Source organism: Nocardia sienata NBRC 100364 (assembly GCF_001613205.1).
GTDB lineage: Bacteria > Actinomycetota > Actinomycetes > Mycobacteriales > Mycobacteriaceae > Nocardia > Nocardia sienata.
The window spans coordinates 249,143-266,185 of record NZ_BDBX01000021.1; the positions used below are offsets into that span (position 1 = coordinate 249,143).

The 17,043-nt window shown below is 70.5% G+C and carries 1 protein-coding gene; it reads right to left on the bottom strand.

What is annotated here, in order from left to right; translation table 11 throughout:
* Nucleotides 1-86: 86 nt before the first annotated feature.
* The gene (locus NS4_RS14080) at nucleotides 87-16,760 is read right to left on the bottom strand and encodes a type I polyketide synthase (protein WP_063059952.1); all 16,674 of its coding nucleotides are present in this window, start codon (nucleotides 16,758-16,760) and stop codon (nucleotides 87-89) included.
* Nucleotides 16,761-17,043 lie beyond the last annotated feature (283 nt).

Genomic DNA, 17,043 nt, shown 5'->3' on the forward strand with positions numbered 1-17,043 from the left:
TGAGTTTTTTCGTGTTCGTCAGCAGCCACGCCGCCACCGCCACACCACCGACCGCGGCCGGCCGCGCCGGTCCTCTCCGATCGTCGTCACGACCCGGGCTCCACCGCCGCCCGCTGCGGATCGGCGCCGGTCACAGCGCTGAGCCACCGCCGGATATGTGTGGCCACATCGGCTGCGGCCCCGTCCAGCACCGACAAGTGGTCCGCGGTGATCCGCACCGTCGGGCCGGCGTGCTGCCAATCCGGCACCGGCACCGGCATATCCGCCAGTCCCGGCATCGGGGTGGTGGCCCGCAGCAGCAGCGTGGGTTCGGAGATCGGCTCCGCCGCGCGGCCGCCGTAGACCTGGCCGTAGTGCGCCATCACCACCAGGCCCCGATCGTCGACGGTCACCAGTTCGTGGCCGAAGGCCACTTCGAGTGCGCTGCCGAACACCTCCAGGTTGTCCTCTTCGCTGTCGGGCGAATAGGTGTCGATCATGGCGACACCTCTCGGCGCCCGTCCGCGTTCGGCGAGCCGACCGGCGAGCCCGTGCGCGATCGCGCCACCGATCGAATAGCCGACCAGCACGAACGGATCCGCCCCCACCGTGTCGAGGGTGGCGTCGGCAAGGCAGTCCAACAGGGCATCCCAGTCTGGCGGCAGCGACTCGCCCGGCCGCGTACCGGGCAGCCAGAGCGCGGTCATCCCGAACTCCGAACCCAGCTCCCGGGCCAACCGGCCGAACTGGTGCGGACCGTTACCGACCACGAACGACGGGATACAGATCAGCTTCGGCCCGGCCCCGCCGCGCGCCAGCAACATCGGTTTCGGCGCGACCAGCCGATCGGCCGACTCGTCCAGATCGACGATGAGCCGGCCGGTCTGCATCAGCACCGGCAGGGCGACCTTCGCATCACCGCGCCGCAGCGCCTCGGTGACCAATTCGGTGAGAATCCCGGGCGCACTCGGGCCTGTCGCCGGCGCAGCCCCGCCCTCGACCCCGACGAGGCCACTGAGCTGCTCGGTCAGCGTCTCGGCCACGGCGGCCGGGGACGGATATTCGAATACCAGCGTGGACGCCAGGGTGAGTCCGGTGATCGTGGCGAGCCTGTTACGGAATTCCACGCCGCCCAGTGAGTCGAACCCGAGTTCGGTGAACAACGCGTCCGGGTCCACCGCTTCGGCCGAGGGGTGGCCCAGCACGGTGGCCACCAGCGTCCGGACCTCGTGCAGCACCAGGTCGTAACGTTGCGACTCGGCAACGGCCGCCAGCCGCCGGGCCAGCGATCCCGTGTCCTCGGCCGACAGCGCCGCCACCGGAGCGCGAACGATATCCCGGAGCAGGCTGGGCAATGCTCCGCTGCCCGCGAGGTCGCTGAGCGCGGACATGTCCAGCAGTGCGGTCAGCACCGAGGCGTGGCCGGTGCCGAGTGCCCTGTCGAACAGCTCCATACCTGGTTCGGCGGTGATCGGTATCAACCCGAGCCGGGTGCGAATCTGGCGAACCATCTGCTCGGCGCCTGCACCGGCGAGCGCGCTGCCCATGCCGACGGTCCACAGTCCCCAGGCCAGCGAGTGGGCGGGCAGCCCGGATTCGCGACGCTGATGGGCCAGCGCGTCCAGGAAGGCATTCGCCGCCGCGTAATTGCCCTGGCCCTGACCGCCGAGCAGTGGCGCGGCCGAGGAGAACAGGACGAAGGCCGACAGATCCGCGTCCCGGGTGAGTTCGTGCAGGTTCACCGCCGCGTCCGTTTTCGGACGCATGACCCGATGCACCTGATCGGCGGTCAAGGTCGCGATGGTGCCGTCATCGATAACGCCCGCGGTGTGCACGACAGCGGTCAATGGATACTCGGCCGGCACCGTGCGCAGGAGGTCACCCAAGGCCGCGCGATCGGCCGCATCGCAGGCGGCAACCCGCACCTGGGCACCGGCCTCGGTGAGTTCGGCGGCCAATTCGTCGGCACCCTCGGCGGCCGGCCCGCGCCGGGACACCAGCAGCAGCCTGCGCACCCCGTGCTCGGCCACCAGGTGCCGGGCCAGCAATGCGCCCAGGCCACCGGTGCCACCGGTGATCAGGACCGTCCCGGTGCCGAACGATACCGGTTCGGTGCCCGCCCCGGCCTTGACCATCCGGGGCACCATGGCCGAGGAATCGCGTACGGCGACCCGGGGCTCACCGAGCGCGGCGACCGCGCGAATCAGGTCCGCGCTCGGGGCGGTCCGGTCGTCGAGGTCGAGCTGGAGGATCCGGCCCGGGTATTCCGCCTGGGCGGAGTCGATCAGGCCGGCGACCGCCGCACTCGCCGGGTCGCCCGGCTCACCGGGCAGGTCGGCGGCGCAGCGGGTGACGACCACCAGGGTTGCGCGCTCAGTGCGTTCGTCGGCCAACCAGTCGCGTACCAGCGTCAGCGCCGCGCTGACCCGCAGCCGCGCGGCCTGCGCCTGGTCGCCCGCGACCGTCTCCACTCCGGAATCCCAGACCACCAACCCGGATTCCTCCGGGACGGTGGCCGGCCCGGTCGGATCCTGGTGGATGATCACCGATCCCGGCACGGGGGCCGAGCCGAGCACTACCACCGCGGTCCCCGACCCGGCGGCCGGGAGCGGCACGGTCTTCCAGCTGCGGGTGTAGAGCGGGCCGGCGGTGGCCCGGGAACGGTTCAGCGTCTCGATATCGACCGGACGGGCCAGCGCGGCGGCGATCGTCAGGACGGGTGCGCCCTCGGTGTCGGTGAGGTCGAGCCGGGCGGTATTGGTCTGGTCGGTGACGCCGATCCGAACGCGCACGATATCCGCGCCCGCCCGGTAGAGCCGGATCCCGGTGTAGGAGAAAGGCAGGGGAACCCGGCCCGGATCGTCGAGCCGGTCCAGCGACGGGTGGATACTCGCGTCCAGCAACGCCGGATGGATCCGGTACTCCCGCGCCGCGGTGCTGTCGGGAAGCGCCACCTCGGCATACATCACATCGCCGGCACTCCATGCCGCGCGCACGCCACGGAAGGCCGGACCGTAACCGAAGCCGATCGATGCCAGTTGTTCGTACAACTGCCCGGGGTCCAGCGGCCGCACCCCGTCCGCCGGCACCTGTCCGTCCCACTGCGCGTCGATCGCCACCGAGCCGGCGGGAGCCAGCGTGCCGATCGCATGGGTGATCCAGTCGGCTTCGCCGGAGAACTCGGCCCGGACAGGGCGGGAATGGATCACGAACCGCCGGCGGCCGGTCGTGTCGGCCGGCTCGACGACGACCTGCGCGTCGAGCGTGACGTCGTCGTCGAACAGCATCGGTGACTCGAGCACCAGTTCCTGGATCGTGTCCATGCCCAGATGGCTCCCGGCGTGCAGCGCCATCTCCACGAAACCCGTGCCCGGGATCAGGGCCGACCCGAATACCACATGGTCGGCCAGCCACGGATGGGTGCGGGTGGAGAAGCGGCCGGTGAACAGCCATTCGTCTCGCCCGACCACCGGCACGACCTCGGTCAGCAGATGACCCGATACCGGCCGGGTGATCTGCGGTCCCGGCTCGAGCCAGTACCGCTGATTCTGGAAAGCATAGGTCGGCAGCGCGACTCGACGGGTGTCCCGGCCCGCGAACAGCGGATCCAGCAGCACCGGCAGCCCCGAAACCCGGGCCTGCGCGAGGAACGTCACGAACTGAGTGCCCTCATCGGCCGTGCGCCGGGAGGTGGCCGCCACCAGCGACTCGGCTTCGCTCTCGGCACCGGCCAGGCATTCGCGGGTCATCGCGGTGAGCACCGCGTCGGGCCCGAGTTCCAGGAAACGCCGCACGCCGGAAGCGGCCAGCGTATCCACACCGGCGGCGAAGCGGACACATCCGCGCACCTGGTTCACCCAGTACTCCGGGTCGGTGACCTCGTCGCCGGCAGCAGTTCCCGAGAGGTTGGAAACGATCGGGACCGCGGGCGCGTGATATGTCAGAGATCGCGCGACAGCGCGGAAGTCCGCCAGCATCGGGTCCATCAGCCCCGAGTGGAACGCGTGACTCACCCGCAGCCGCGAGGTCCTGATCCCGGCATCGTCCAACAGCTTCGTCACTGCCTCGACCGCGGCGTCGGTCCCGGAGAACACCACCGAGAACGGGCCGTTCACCGCGGCGATCGACAAATCGTCCCGGTAGCCGTCCAGCAACTGCTCGGCACGCTCCTCGGTGGTCGCGGCCGCGAGCATCGCCCCGCCCTCCGGTAGCGCACCCATCAGCCGGCCGCGTGCGGCCACCAGTGCGCACGCGTCGGCCAGCGACCACACGCCGGCCACATGCGCGGCCGCGAGCTCGCCGATGGAATGCCCGGCCAGCACGTCGGGGACGATCCCGAACGACTCCACCAGGCGGAACATCGCGACCTCGTAGGCGAACAGTGCGGGTTGGGTGAACTCGGTGCGGCCGAGCAGATCCCCCTGGTCCGCGGCGAACATCAGATCCCGGAGCGACCGCCCGAGCAGCGGATCGAACTGGGCGCACACCTCGTCCAGCGCGGTGGCGAACACCGGGAAGTCGCGATACAGCCCCGCCCCCATTCCGGCCCGCTGCGCGCCCTGGCCGGTGAAGAGGAACGCGGTGCGACCCGTTCGCGCCTTCCCGTACGCCACCCGCCCGACCGACGCGCCCGAAGCCAGCTCCGCCAGGCCGTGGCACACCTCGTCACGGTCGCGACCGACCACCGCACCGCGCCAATCCAGCTGCGCTCGGCTACCGACCAGCGAGGAGGCCACCCGCCACAGATCATCGGCCTCCGGGGCCTCGGTCAGCCACTGCCGCAAGCGATCGGCCTGCGCGCGCAGACCCGCCTCGGATTTCGCCGATATCAGCAGCGGTACCGCCTCCACCCGCACGGCCGCGTTCGCTTCGTCCGGCACGGTCCGCCCGGAGGCCGTCCGAGCCTCGGCGGGAGCTTCCTCGAGAATCACATGCGCGTTCGTGCCGCTGATACCGAACGACGAGACCCCGGCCCGGCGCGCACGCCCGGCGTCGGCGGGCCACGGCTCGGGCTCGGTCAGCACCCGCACCGCACCCGCCGACCAGTCCACCTTCGGCGAGAGCTCGTCCACGTGCAGGGTCTTCGGCAGCATGCCGTGGCGCAAGGCCTGCACCATCTTGATCACGCCGCCCACGCCGGATGCCGCCACCGAGTGCCCGATGTTCGACTTCAGCGACCCGATCCGCAGCGGTTCGGTCCGGTCCTGTCCATAAGCGGCGATCAGGGCCTGCGCTTCGATCGGATCGCCCAACGGCGTACCCGTACCGTGCGCTTCCACCGCGTCAACCTCCGCCGGCGCCAACCCCGCCGCTGCCAATGCCGCGGCGATGACCCGTTCCTGCGAGGGACCGTTCGGTGCCGTCAAACCGTTCGAGGCGCCGTCCTGGTTCACCGCCGAACCCCGGACCACCGCCAGGACGTCGTGTCCCAGCCGCCGCGCGTCCGACAACCGTTCCAGCACCAGCACACCCACACCCTCGGACCAGCCCACCCCGTCCGCGGCCGCCGAGAACGCCTTACACCGGCCATCCGATGCCAGGCCCCGCTGCCGGGCGAAGTCCACGAAGAACTCGGGGCTACCGGAGATGCTGACTCCGGCCGACAGCACCAGCGACGTCTCACCGTTGCGTAGCGCCTGACACGCCAGGTGCAATGCGACCAGCGACGACGAGCAGGCGGTGTCCACGGTCATGGCCGGACCCTGCAGCCCGAGAACATAGGCGACGCGGCCGGAGATCACGCTCTCGGAGTTGCCGGTCATCCGGAACCCTTCGTTCTCGCCTACGACCCGCTCGCCGTAGCCGGAAGGAGTGGCGCCGACGTATACGCCGGTGTCACTCCCCCGCAGCGATATCGGATCGATACCCGCGTCTTCCAGCGACTCCCAGGCGGCTTCGAGCATCAGCCGCTGCTGCGGGTCCATCGCCGTGGCCTCGCGCGGGCTGATTCCGAAGAAGCCGGGGTCGAAATCACCGGGGTCGGTGAGGAAACCACCTTCACGCACGTAGGTCGTGCCGGGAACATCCGGGTCCGGGTTGTACAGCCGGTCCAGGTCCCAGCCCCGGTCGGCGGGGAAACCGGTGATCACATCGGCACCGGCGGCCACCAGGTCCCACAGCTGCGCGGCGGAGGCAACGCCACCGGGGTAGCGGCAACCGATTCCCACGATGGCGATGGGCTCGTCGGTGCGGCCGCGGCGCAATGCCTTGGGCGCCGGCTTCCGCGCATCGGGCGCCTCATCGATGAGCGAGACCAGGAACACCGCCACCGCCCGCGCGGTCGGATGGTCGAAGACCAGGGTGGCCGGCAGTGGCAATCCGGTGGCCTTGGCGAGCCGATTACGGAATTCGACCCCGGCCAGCGAGTCGAACCCCAGATCGGTGAACGGCAGATCCGGCTCGATCGTCTCGGCCGAGGTGTGCCCCAGCGCCGCGGCCGCGTTCTCCCGCACCACCGACAGCGCAACCTCGTCCCGTTCGGCGGCCGCGACAGTGGCCAATCGTCCGACCGGTGCCGCATTCGGCAGGGACCGGGGCGCGGCCACCAGCGTGCTCAGCACATTCGGCAGCGAACCTGCCCGGGCCAGCTCGGTCAGTCCGGCGATGTCGAAATCGGCGGCCACCGCCAGAGCGACCGGCCCGGCGACAGCCGCGTCGAACAGCGCCAATCCGGCCGTGTTCTCGAGCGGCCGTAAACCCAGCTGGCGCAGTCGCGCCAAACCGGCCGCACCGAGTTCGGCGGTCATACCGGTGCCCGCGTTCCACGGGCCCCAGGCGATCGATACGGCCGGAAGCCCCGCCGCGGTCCGCAATGCCACCAGCGCATCCGTGAAGGCGTTCGCGGCGGCGTAGTTCCCCTGGCCCGGCGCGCCCGCCACCCCGGCCACGGACGAGAAGACGATAAACGCCGAGACCCCGGCAGAGCCGGCCACCTCGTGCAGCGACCACAACCCGTCGACCTTGGGCCGGAACACCCGATCGATCTGGTCGGCGGTCAGGTTCTCGACAGTGGCGTCGTCCACCACCCCGGCCGCGTGCACGATTCCCGACAACGGGAACTCGGCCGGCAGCTGTGCCAGCACCTGTGCCAGGGCTGCTCGGTCCGCCACGTCACAGGCGGCCACCTCCACCTCGGCCCCCAGCGCGGACACCTCGGCGACCAGGTCCGCCACCCCTTCGGCGTCGCGACCCCGGCGGGAAACCAGCAGCAGCCGGCGTACCCCGTGTGCCGTGACCAGATGCCGCGCCACCAGTGCGCCCAGACCGGTGGTGCCGCCGGTGACCAGCACCGTGCCGGTGCCGAAGGACATCGGCGCGGAATCGGCCGCGGCGGGAAGGCGGTGCACGCGCGGCACCGAGAGAACGCCGTCGCGTACGGCCAGCAGCGGCTCGTCCGCGGCGAGGGCCGCAGATACGGTCCGCCGGTCGAGCTCGCCGTCCCGGTCGAGCAGGACGATCCGGCCCGGGTGTTCGGCCTGCGCACTGCGCACCAGTCCGGCGATCGCCGCCGCCGCCGGGTCGGGCGATTCCCCGGCCGGTCCCATCGCCCGGTGGGTCACCACCACCAGCCGGGTCCGGGCCGGTCCGGTCTCCGCCAGCCAGGATCGCACCACGGCGAGCGTCTCCCCGACGCCGCGCCGGGCCACGCCGGGCATGATCTCGGCGGCCGTGGGCACCGTCTCGGCGAACCACACCATCGCCTCGGGTGCCGCCGGCCCCCGCGCTGCTTCGGCAGCCGCGGCGATATCGGCGAATCGTGCTGCGGCTCCGGCGGTATCGGCCCCGCCGAGCACCGCCACCGACACCTCGGGCACCTCGGTCGCAGCCGGAACCGGCAACCACTCCAGACCGTACAGCGGCACTGCGCCCGCCGCGCGGACCCGCGCCACCGTACGCCGCTCGACCGGATGCACCACGACCGAGTCGATGCTCAGCACCGGGTCGCCGGCCTCGCCGACGGCCTCCATCCGGATCCCGTAGCCACCGTGCCAATCGATCCGCAGCCGCAGGGGTCCGGAACCGGTCCTGGCCAATCGCACACCCGTACACCGCACCGGCAGCGGAACCCGGTCGGCGGGGACATCGTCCATGACGAAGTCGAGCGCCGGGTGCAGGCAGGCGTCGAACAACGCCGGGTGGATCCCGAAACCGGGCTGTGGAACCACCGGGTCGTCGAGCGAAATCTCGGCGAACATCTCCCGCCCACGCCGCCAGGCCGCGCGGACCCCACGGAACACCGGCCCGTACTCCATACCCAGTCCGGAGATCCGGTGATACAGGTCGGTCACATCGAGCGGCTCGGCGTGCTCCGGCGGCCAGACCTCGTCCCACTCGGTGGCGGCATCGGGTGTGGCGTCGGCTTCGGCGAGCACGCCACCGGCGTGGGCGACCCAGGCCTCGGCGTCCTCGGCGCGCTCCGACCGGGAGTAGACGGTGAAGCGGCGGCGGCCGTCGGGCCCGGCCTCGCCCACCGCGACCTGGATATCGACCGGGTTGTCGGTGAGCACCAAGGGAATATCGAGCAGCAGCTCCTCGATCATCCCGGCGCCGAGCCGCACCCCGACCGCCGATGCCATTTCCAGATAGGTGGTCGCCGGCACCACCGGCGTGCCGAACACCAGGTGCTCGGCGATCCAGGGTTGACCCGGATCGGACAACTTTCCGGTGAACAACCACTCGTCCCTACCGGCCACCGGCACGGCCTCGGTCAGGATCGGGTGGCCCAACCCACCCAGGGCGGCCGGACGGCCGGCGTGCAGCCAGTACCGCTGCCGCTGGAAGGCGTAGGTCGGCAGTTCGACCCGCGCCGGTAGGTGGTCGGCGAACAACGGCGTCCAATCGACCTCGATACCCGCGCTGTGCGCCTGGCCGAGGAACGCCAGGAATTGCGTCACCTCGTCGGCGCCGCGCCGGCCGGCGGCCGCCACCAGAGCCTTCGATTCCACGTCCGTGGGCAGGCACTGCCGGACCATCGCACTGAGTACGGCATCCGGGCCGATTTCCAGGAACCGCGTCACCCCGCTGTCCACCAGATGGTCGACGCCGGAGGCAAACCGCACCGTGTCCCGGACATGACCCACCCAGTACATCGGATCGGAGAAGGCCTCACCGCCGACGACCCCGAACACAGTGGACACCACCGGAAGCAGCGGACGGCGGTAGGTCACCCCGGCCGCCACACTCTCGAACTCGGGGAGCATGGGCTCCACCGACGCGGAGTGGAAGGCGTGGCTCACCCGCAGCCGGGAAACCCGCACTCCCTCGGCGGACAGCAGCGCCTCCACCTGCGCGACGGCTTCCTCGGCACCGGAGAACACAACCGCCGCCGGACTGTTGACAGCGGCGACCGACAGCCGCCCACCGAAGGGGGCGATGATCTCCTCCGCGCGCGGCTGCGAGATCGCCGCCGCCAGCATCGCCCCGTCCTCCGGTAGCGCACCCATCAGCCGGCCGCGCGCCGCCACCAGCGCACACGCGTCCGCTGTCGACCACATCCCGGCCACATACGCCGCGACCAGTTCACCGATCGAATGTCCGATCAGCAGATCCGGGCCGAGGCCGAACGACTCCACCAGCCGGAACAGCGCCACCTCGTAGGCGAACAACGCCGGCTGGGTGTACTCGGTCCGATGGATCGACTCCGGCTCGGCCGAACCGAAGACGATGTCCTTCAGGCCGGCACCGTCCGGCCACGGTCGCAGCAGTTGATCGAACTCGGCGCAGATCTCGTCGAAGGCAGCCGCGAAGACCGGGAAGGCCGCGTACAGCCCGGTACCCATGCCCGGCCGCTGGGCGCCCTGCCCGGTGAACAGGAACGCGATCTTGCCGTCGACAGAGGTGCCTTCGACGACGCCCGCGCCGGTCGAACCGGTGGCCAGATCCGTCAACCGCGCCAGTGCCGACTCCCGGTCCCCGGCGACCACTACCCCGCGCCGATTCAGCCGAGAGCGAGTTGTCAGCAGCGAGTAGGCGATATCGGGCAGTTCCGCTTCCGGGCGCGCGAGCAGCCAGTCGCGCAACCGGGCCGCCTGCGCACGCAGCCCCGGCACCGACTTCGCCGAAAGCAACAGCGGTACGGCTCCCGCTACCGGACCGCGGCCATCGGCTACGGGCGCTGCCGGGCCCCCCGGCCCGACCGGCGCTTCCTCAATGATGACGTGCGCGTTGGTACCACTGATGCCGAACGAGGAGATCCCGGCCCGGCGCACCCGGTCCCCCGAACCCGGCCACCCCCGATCCTCGGTGAGCAACCGCACCGCACCGGCCGACCAATCCACATGCGGTGACAGGGCGTCCACATGCAGCGTCCTCGGCAGCATCCCGTGCCGCAGGGCCTGCACCATCTTGATCACGCCACCCACCCCGGCGGCCGCCTGGCTGTGCCCGATATTCGATTTCAACGAACCGATCCACAACGGTTCGGCCCGATCCTGTCCATACGCCGCGATCAACGCCTGCGCCTCGATCGGATCACCCAACGGCGTACCCGTACCGTGCGCCTCCACCGCGTCCACATCCGACGGCGCCAACCCCGCCGCCGCCAGCGCCGCCGCGATGACCCGCTCCTGCGACGGACCGTTCGGCGCCGTCATGCCATTGGACGCACCATCCTGATTCACCGCCGAACCCCGCACCACTGCCAACACCTCATGGCCCAGCCGCCGCGCATCCGACAACCGCTCCAACACCAGCACACCCACACCCTCGGACCATCCCACCCCGTCCGCGGCCGCCGAGAACGCCTTACACCGGCCATCCCGCGAAAGGCCGCGCTGGCGCGAGAACTCGGTGAACAGGAACGGTGTCGACATCACCGCGGCACCGCTGGCCAGCGCCATCGAGCATTCGCCCTGACGCAATGCCTGGGCGGCCAGATGAATCGCCACCAGCGAGGACGAACACGCGGTGTCCACGGTGATCGCCGGGCCCTCCAAGCCCAAGGTGTACGCCACCCGCCCGGAGACGACACTGCTCGCCGAACCGGTGCCGATGTAGCCCTCGACACCCGCACCCGAGGCTTTGGCGATCTCCTCGTAGTCCAGGTACGAGACGCCGGTGAACACACCCATATCGCTGCCCCGCAACGATGCCGGGTCGATTCCCGCGTGCTCGAGCGCCTCCCACGACGCCTCCAGCAGCAACCGCTGCTGCGGATCCATCGCGGCCGCCTCCCGAGGACCGATACCGAAGAATCCCGCATCGAAATGGCCCGCATCGGTGAGGAACCCGCCGTAACGCAGATACGAGGTGCCCGGGTTGTCGGGGTCCGGATGGAACAACCGGTCCAGGTCCCAGCCCCGGTCTGTGGGGAAGTCGGTGATCGCGTCGGTTCCGGCGGTCACCAGATCCCACAGCTGGGCGGGCGATTCGACACCCCCTGGATAGCGGCAGCCCATACCGACGATCGCGATCGGTTCATCGGTCCGGGCCCGGCGTACCACCCGGTTCACCGGCCGGGCACCGGAAGAGGCGAGCTCACCGACCCGCGACAGCACGAACGCGGCCACCGCCGTGGCGGTCGGATGGTCGAAAACCAGCGTCGACGGCAGTTGCACGCCGGTCGCCCTGCCCAGCCGATTGCGGAACTCGACACCGGCCAGCGAATCGAAACCCAGTTCGCTGAAGGGCGCGGTGGGATCGATCGCGTCGGCGGAGATGTGCCCGAGTACGCCGGCCGCCTCCGCGCAGACGACCGCGAGAACAATGGCCTCGTGCTCGGCCGGCGCGGCCGCCGCCAGCCGGCGAGCCAGTGAACCGGTGGTATCCGCCGCCCGCCGCACCGGTACCGGCACCATCGCGTGCAGTACCCGGGGCAGCGAGCCCTCACGTGCCCGCGCCACGAGTGCCTCGGTGTCGAAATCGGTGGCGACGACCACCGGCACCGCGGCATCGGTCGCCCGATCGAACAGAGCCAGACCGTCGGCGGTAGCGAGCGGCCGTACCCCCATCCGCGCCATTCGCGCCATCGCCGTGTCGTCCAGCGTCTCGGTCATACCGCTGCCCTGGTTCCACGACCCCCACGCGATCGACACCGCGGGCAGACCCGCCGCGTGCCGCCGCGCTGCCAGCGCGTCCAGGAATGCGTTCGCCGCGGCGTAATTGCCCTGCCCCGGTGATCCCGCGACACCCGCGAGCGAGGAGAACAACACGAAGGCGGCCAGCTCCCGGTCACGCGTGGCGTCGTGCAGATTCCACGCGGCGTCCGCTTTCGCCGCCAGTACCCGATCCACCTGTTCGGCTGTCAGGGTTTCGACCGTGCCGTCGTCGAGAATTCCGGCCGAATGGATCACCGCGGTCGGGGAGAATTCCCCGGTGAGATCCGCCAGCAGCGCAGCCAGTGCGGCGCGATCACCGACATCGCAGGCGGCGACCCGCACCTGCGCACCGGCCGCGGCCAGTTCACCGGCCAGCTCGGACACGCCGGGGGCACGGTCGCCGCGACGCGACACCAGGACCAGGCGACGCACTCCGTGCGCGGCCACGATATGCCTGGCCACCTCGGCACCGAGTCCACCGGTGCCGCCGCTGATCAGCACCGAGCCCGTGCCGAAATCCGGTGCCGCGGCCCGGTCCGCCCGGCGGCGCAGCCGGGGCACGTACCGCACACCGTCACGGACCGCCAGCTCCGGTTCTTCCGAATCCGCCGCCGCGGCGACCGTCTCCGCGTCCGGGTCCGCGCCCGGTGCCGCGTCGAACAGCACGAACCGGCCCGGGTATTCGAACTGCGCGCTGCGCAGCAAACCGGCGACAGCCGCTGCGGCCGGATCCGGTGATTCGCCGGATATCGCAGCGGCGCCCCGGGTCACGACGACCAGCCGAGCAGCCGACAATCGGTGATCGTTCTGCCACTGACGCAACAGCTCCAGCGTCGTGGTGACCCCGGTATGCGCGCGAGCGACGACATCGTCGGCAGCGGAATCGCCGCCGACGGGCGCCCATACCACGATCTCGGGAATCGTCTCGGCGGCCAGCAGCTCGGCCAGATCGGCGAACCGGCTTCCGGCCCCGGGAACCGCGCCGGATCCCAGCACCGCCACCGGTACCGTCGAATGACCGGACCCGGCCGACACCGGCACCCATTCGACCTCCGCCAGCGACGGACGTGCGCCGGCCGCGCCGCGCAGCGCTTCGGCGTCCACGGGGCGGGAAGCCAGCGAGTCGAGACTGAGCACCGGAGCACCGGCGTCGTCGACGGCGACGAGCCGGATCCGGTCGGAGCCTGTCGGTATGACGCGCACCCGGACAGCCGCCACTCCGGTGCGATACAACCGCACCCCACCGAATGAGAACGGCAGGGGTAGCCGGCCCGCCGGTAGATCCTGTGCGAGTTCGGCGATGGCCGCATGGAATGCGGCATCGAACAACGCGGGATGGATGGCGTACGAGGCCGCCGCACCGGTGTCGTCGGCCAGTGCCACCTCGGCGAGCAGATCCCCGGCATCCCGCCAGATCGACCGTGATCCCTGAAATGCCGGCCCGTAGCCGAACCCCAGATCGGCGAGCCGGTCGTAGAGCGCGGCAGCGGCGTCCGGTTCCGCCCCCGCGGCCGGCCGGTCCGCCGAAGTCTCGGAGACGACCCAAGCCGGTACGGCCTCGGAATCGGGGACCAGCACCCCACTGGCGTGCGTGACCCACACACCACCGGTGACCTCACTGTCCCCGGCCATGCGGGAGTGCACGGAGAACCGGCGCCGGCCCGCTTCGTCGGCGGGTTCCACACCCACCTGGATATCCATCGGCGCATCGCCGATCAACACCAGCGGACTCTCCAGCAGCAGCTCTTCGACGGAACCGGCGTCCAGCCGCGCCCCCGCGGTGAGCGCCAGCTCCACGAACGCGGTCCCCGGCACCATGACCGAACCGAATACACTGTGGTCGGCCAGCCAGGGCTGATCGGCCGTGGAGATCCGGCCGGTGAACAGCCATTCGTCCTTGCCCGCCAGCGGAACCACACCGGTGAGGATCGGGTGATCGGAAGATCCCGGCACCGCCCCCCGGCCGAGCGGCTCCAGCCAGTACCGCTGCCGCTGGAATGCATAGGTGGGCAGCGTTACCCGGTTGATCTCCCGGCCGGCGAACAAGGGGCGCCAGTCCACCTCCAGGCCGACGGCGGCGGCCTGCGCCAGCATGGCGACGAACTGGCCCACCTCATCGGCCGACCGCCGGGACGCGGCCACCACCATCGACTCGGCGTCCACCCCCGGATGCTCGGCCAGGCATTCGCGCGACATCGCCGAGAGCACCGCGTCCGGGCCCACCTCGACGAATCGTCGTACCCCGGCAGCCACCAACGCGTCCACCCCGGGTGCGAACCGGACGCAACCGCGGACCTGTTCGACCCAGTAGCCGGGGTCGGTCAACGCTGTCGCGGCGACACCGGCGGACACATTCGACACCAGTGCCAACGCCGGCTGCCGGTAGGTCAACCGCTCGGCGACAGCGCGGAACTCGGCCAGCATCGGGTCCATTCGCGCCGAATGGAACGCATGACTGACCCGCAGCCGCGAGGTACGTACCCCTTCCCCGGAAAGCCGGCGCTCCGCTTCCTCGACGGCGTCGACGTCACCGGAGAGCACCACCGAGGCGGGGCCGTTGACAGCGGCAAGCGCGAGCCGATCCCCGAAAGCCGCCACGATCTCCAGCGCGCGATCCTCGGTAACGGCGGCGGCCAGCATCGCCCCGCCCTCGGGCAACGCACCCATCAATCGGCCCCGAGCCGCCACCAGCGCACACGCGTCCGCCAAAGACCAGACGCCCGCCACGTACGCCGCGACCAGTTCCCCGATCGAATGCCCCGCCACCACGTCGGGCGCGAGACCGAACGACTCGACCAGGCGGTACATGGCCACCTCGAACGCGAACAGGGCCGGCTGCGTCCACTCCGTCCGCTCCAGTACACCCTGCGGGTCGGCGAACATCACCTCCCGCAGCGATCCGCCCAGCAGCGCATCGAATTGTCCGCACACTTCGTCCAGTGCCTGTGCGAAAACCGGGAACGCCGCGTACAAACCGGCACCCATCCCGACCCGTTGCGCCCCCTGACCGGTGAACAGGAAGGCCGTGTCACCGGAACCCGCCGAGCCGGTCACCACCGCCGGTGACGCCGAGCCCGATGCCAGATCCGCCAGCCCCGCCAGTAATTCGGCCCGGTCCCGGCCCACCACGGTGGCCCGTCGCGCGAACCGGGTCCGATGTTCCAGCAGAGTCGACGCCACACTCCAGACGTCGGCGTCCGGATGGTCGGACAACCAGTGCCGCAGCCGCTCGGCCTGAGCCCGCAGGGCGGCATCGGATTTGGCCGACACCATCAGCGGAGTCACCTCGGCGGACACGACGGCCGGCGAATCACCGGTGGCTGTGGTCTCGTCCGCGACCGGTTCGGCGCGAGCAGGCGCCTCCTCCACGATCACATGGGCGTTGGTGCCGCTGATCCCGAACGAAGACACCCCCGCGCGTCGCACCCGCGCGCCGGCCGGCCACGGCTCCGCCTGCGTCAGCACGCGAACCGTACCCGCCGACCAGTCCACATGGGGCGACAATTCGTCGACGTGCAGCGTCGCGGGCAGTTCCTCGTGCCGCAACGCCTGCACCATCTTGATCATCCCGCCCACCCCGGCGGCCGCCTGACTGTGCCCGATATTCGACTTCAGCGTCCCGATCCGCAGGGGCTCCGGGCGGTCCTGCCCGTAGGTCGCGATAAGCGCCTGCGCCTCGATCGGATCGCCCAGCGCCGTGCCGGTCCCGTGCGCTTCCACCGCGTCCACATCAGTCGGTCCCAGTCCGGCCGCCGTCAGCGCCGCGGCGATCACCCGCTCCTGAGAAGGCCCGTTGGGCGCGGTCAACCCGTTCGACGCACCGTCCTGGTTCACCGCCGAACCGCGGACCACCGCCAGTACGTCGTGACCCAGCCGCCGGGCATCCGAAAGCCGCTCCAGCACCAGCAGCCCGACGCCCTCGGACCAACCGGCCCCGTCCGCGGCCGCCGAGAACGCCTTGCACCGGCCGTCCGGTGCCAATCCCCGCTGCCGGGCGAACTCGATGAACAGCTGGGGTGTCGACATGACCGTCACGCCGCCGGCCAGCACCATCGATGTCTCGCCCCGGCGCAGTGCCTGGCACGCCAGGTGGATCGCCACCAGCGAGGACGAACACGCGGTATCCACCGTGATGGCCGGTCCTTCCAGACCGAGTGTGTAGGCGACCCGACCGGACACCACACTGCCGGAAGTACCTACACCGCCGTAGCCTTCGGCGGCCGGACCGGCGGCTCGCGCGGTGTGGTCATAGTCCTGATACATGACACCGGTGTAGACACCCGTGTCGGAGCCCCGCAGGGAGACCGGGTCGATCCCGGCGTCCTCCAACGCCTCCCACGCCGCTTCCAGCAGCAACCGCTGCTGCGGATCCATGGCGGCCGCCTCACGCGGGCCGATCTCGAAGAAGCCGGCGTCGAAATCGGCGACGCCGTCCAGGAAACTGCCGGACCGGGTGTAGGTCTTGCCGAACCGATCCGGATCCGGGTCGTACAGCTGGTCCGCGTCCCAGCCACGGTCACGGGGAAACTCGGTGACGGTATCGCCCCCGGAGCGGACAAGGTCCCACAGCTTTTCGGGCGACTCCACACCACCCGGGTAGCGGCACGCCATGCCGACGATCGCGATCGGTTCGTCGAGTTTTTCCCGCAGCCGAGACAGATCGTCTCGGGTGGTGAGCAATTCGACCGTGACCTTCTTGAGGTACTCCAGTGTGCGGTCCGACGAAGCGCTGCTGTTGTTGTCCACGTGTCACATCCCGGTTTTTCAGGGTCGGCAAAGAAACCCGGGGGACGTAATCACGCCGGGTTCGGTAAGTAAGTCGGTTACGAGAGGGATCGGCGACTGACCGATGGTTCCGAGGGCCGGATTGGCGGAACGTTATCCCACTGATCAGCAGGTTTTTCAGCTGTGGGAAATCGGGCCGTCCGACTGTTTCGACGGCGTCAGGCAGCCGAATCAGTAGCGATCAACGACTCGATTCAACGAGTTCTTCGCTCTGACAACCGATCAAGCTCGGGCACAGGTATCA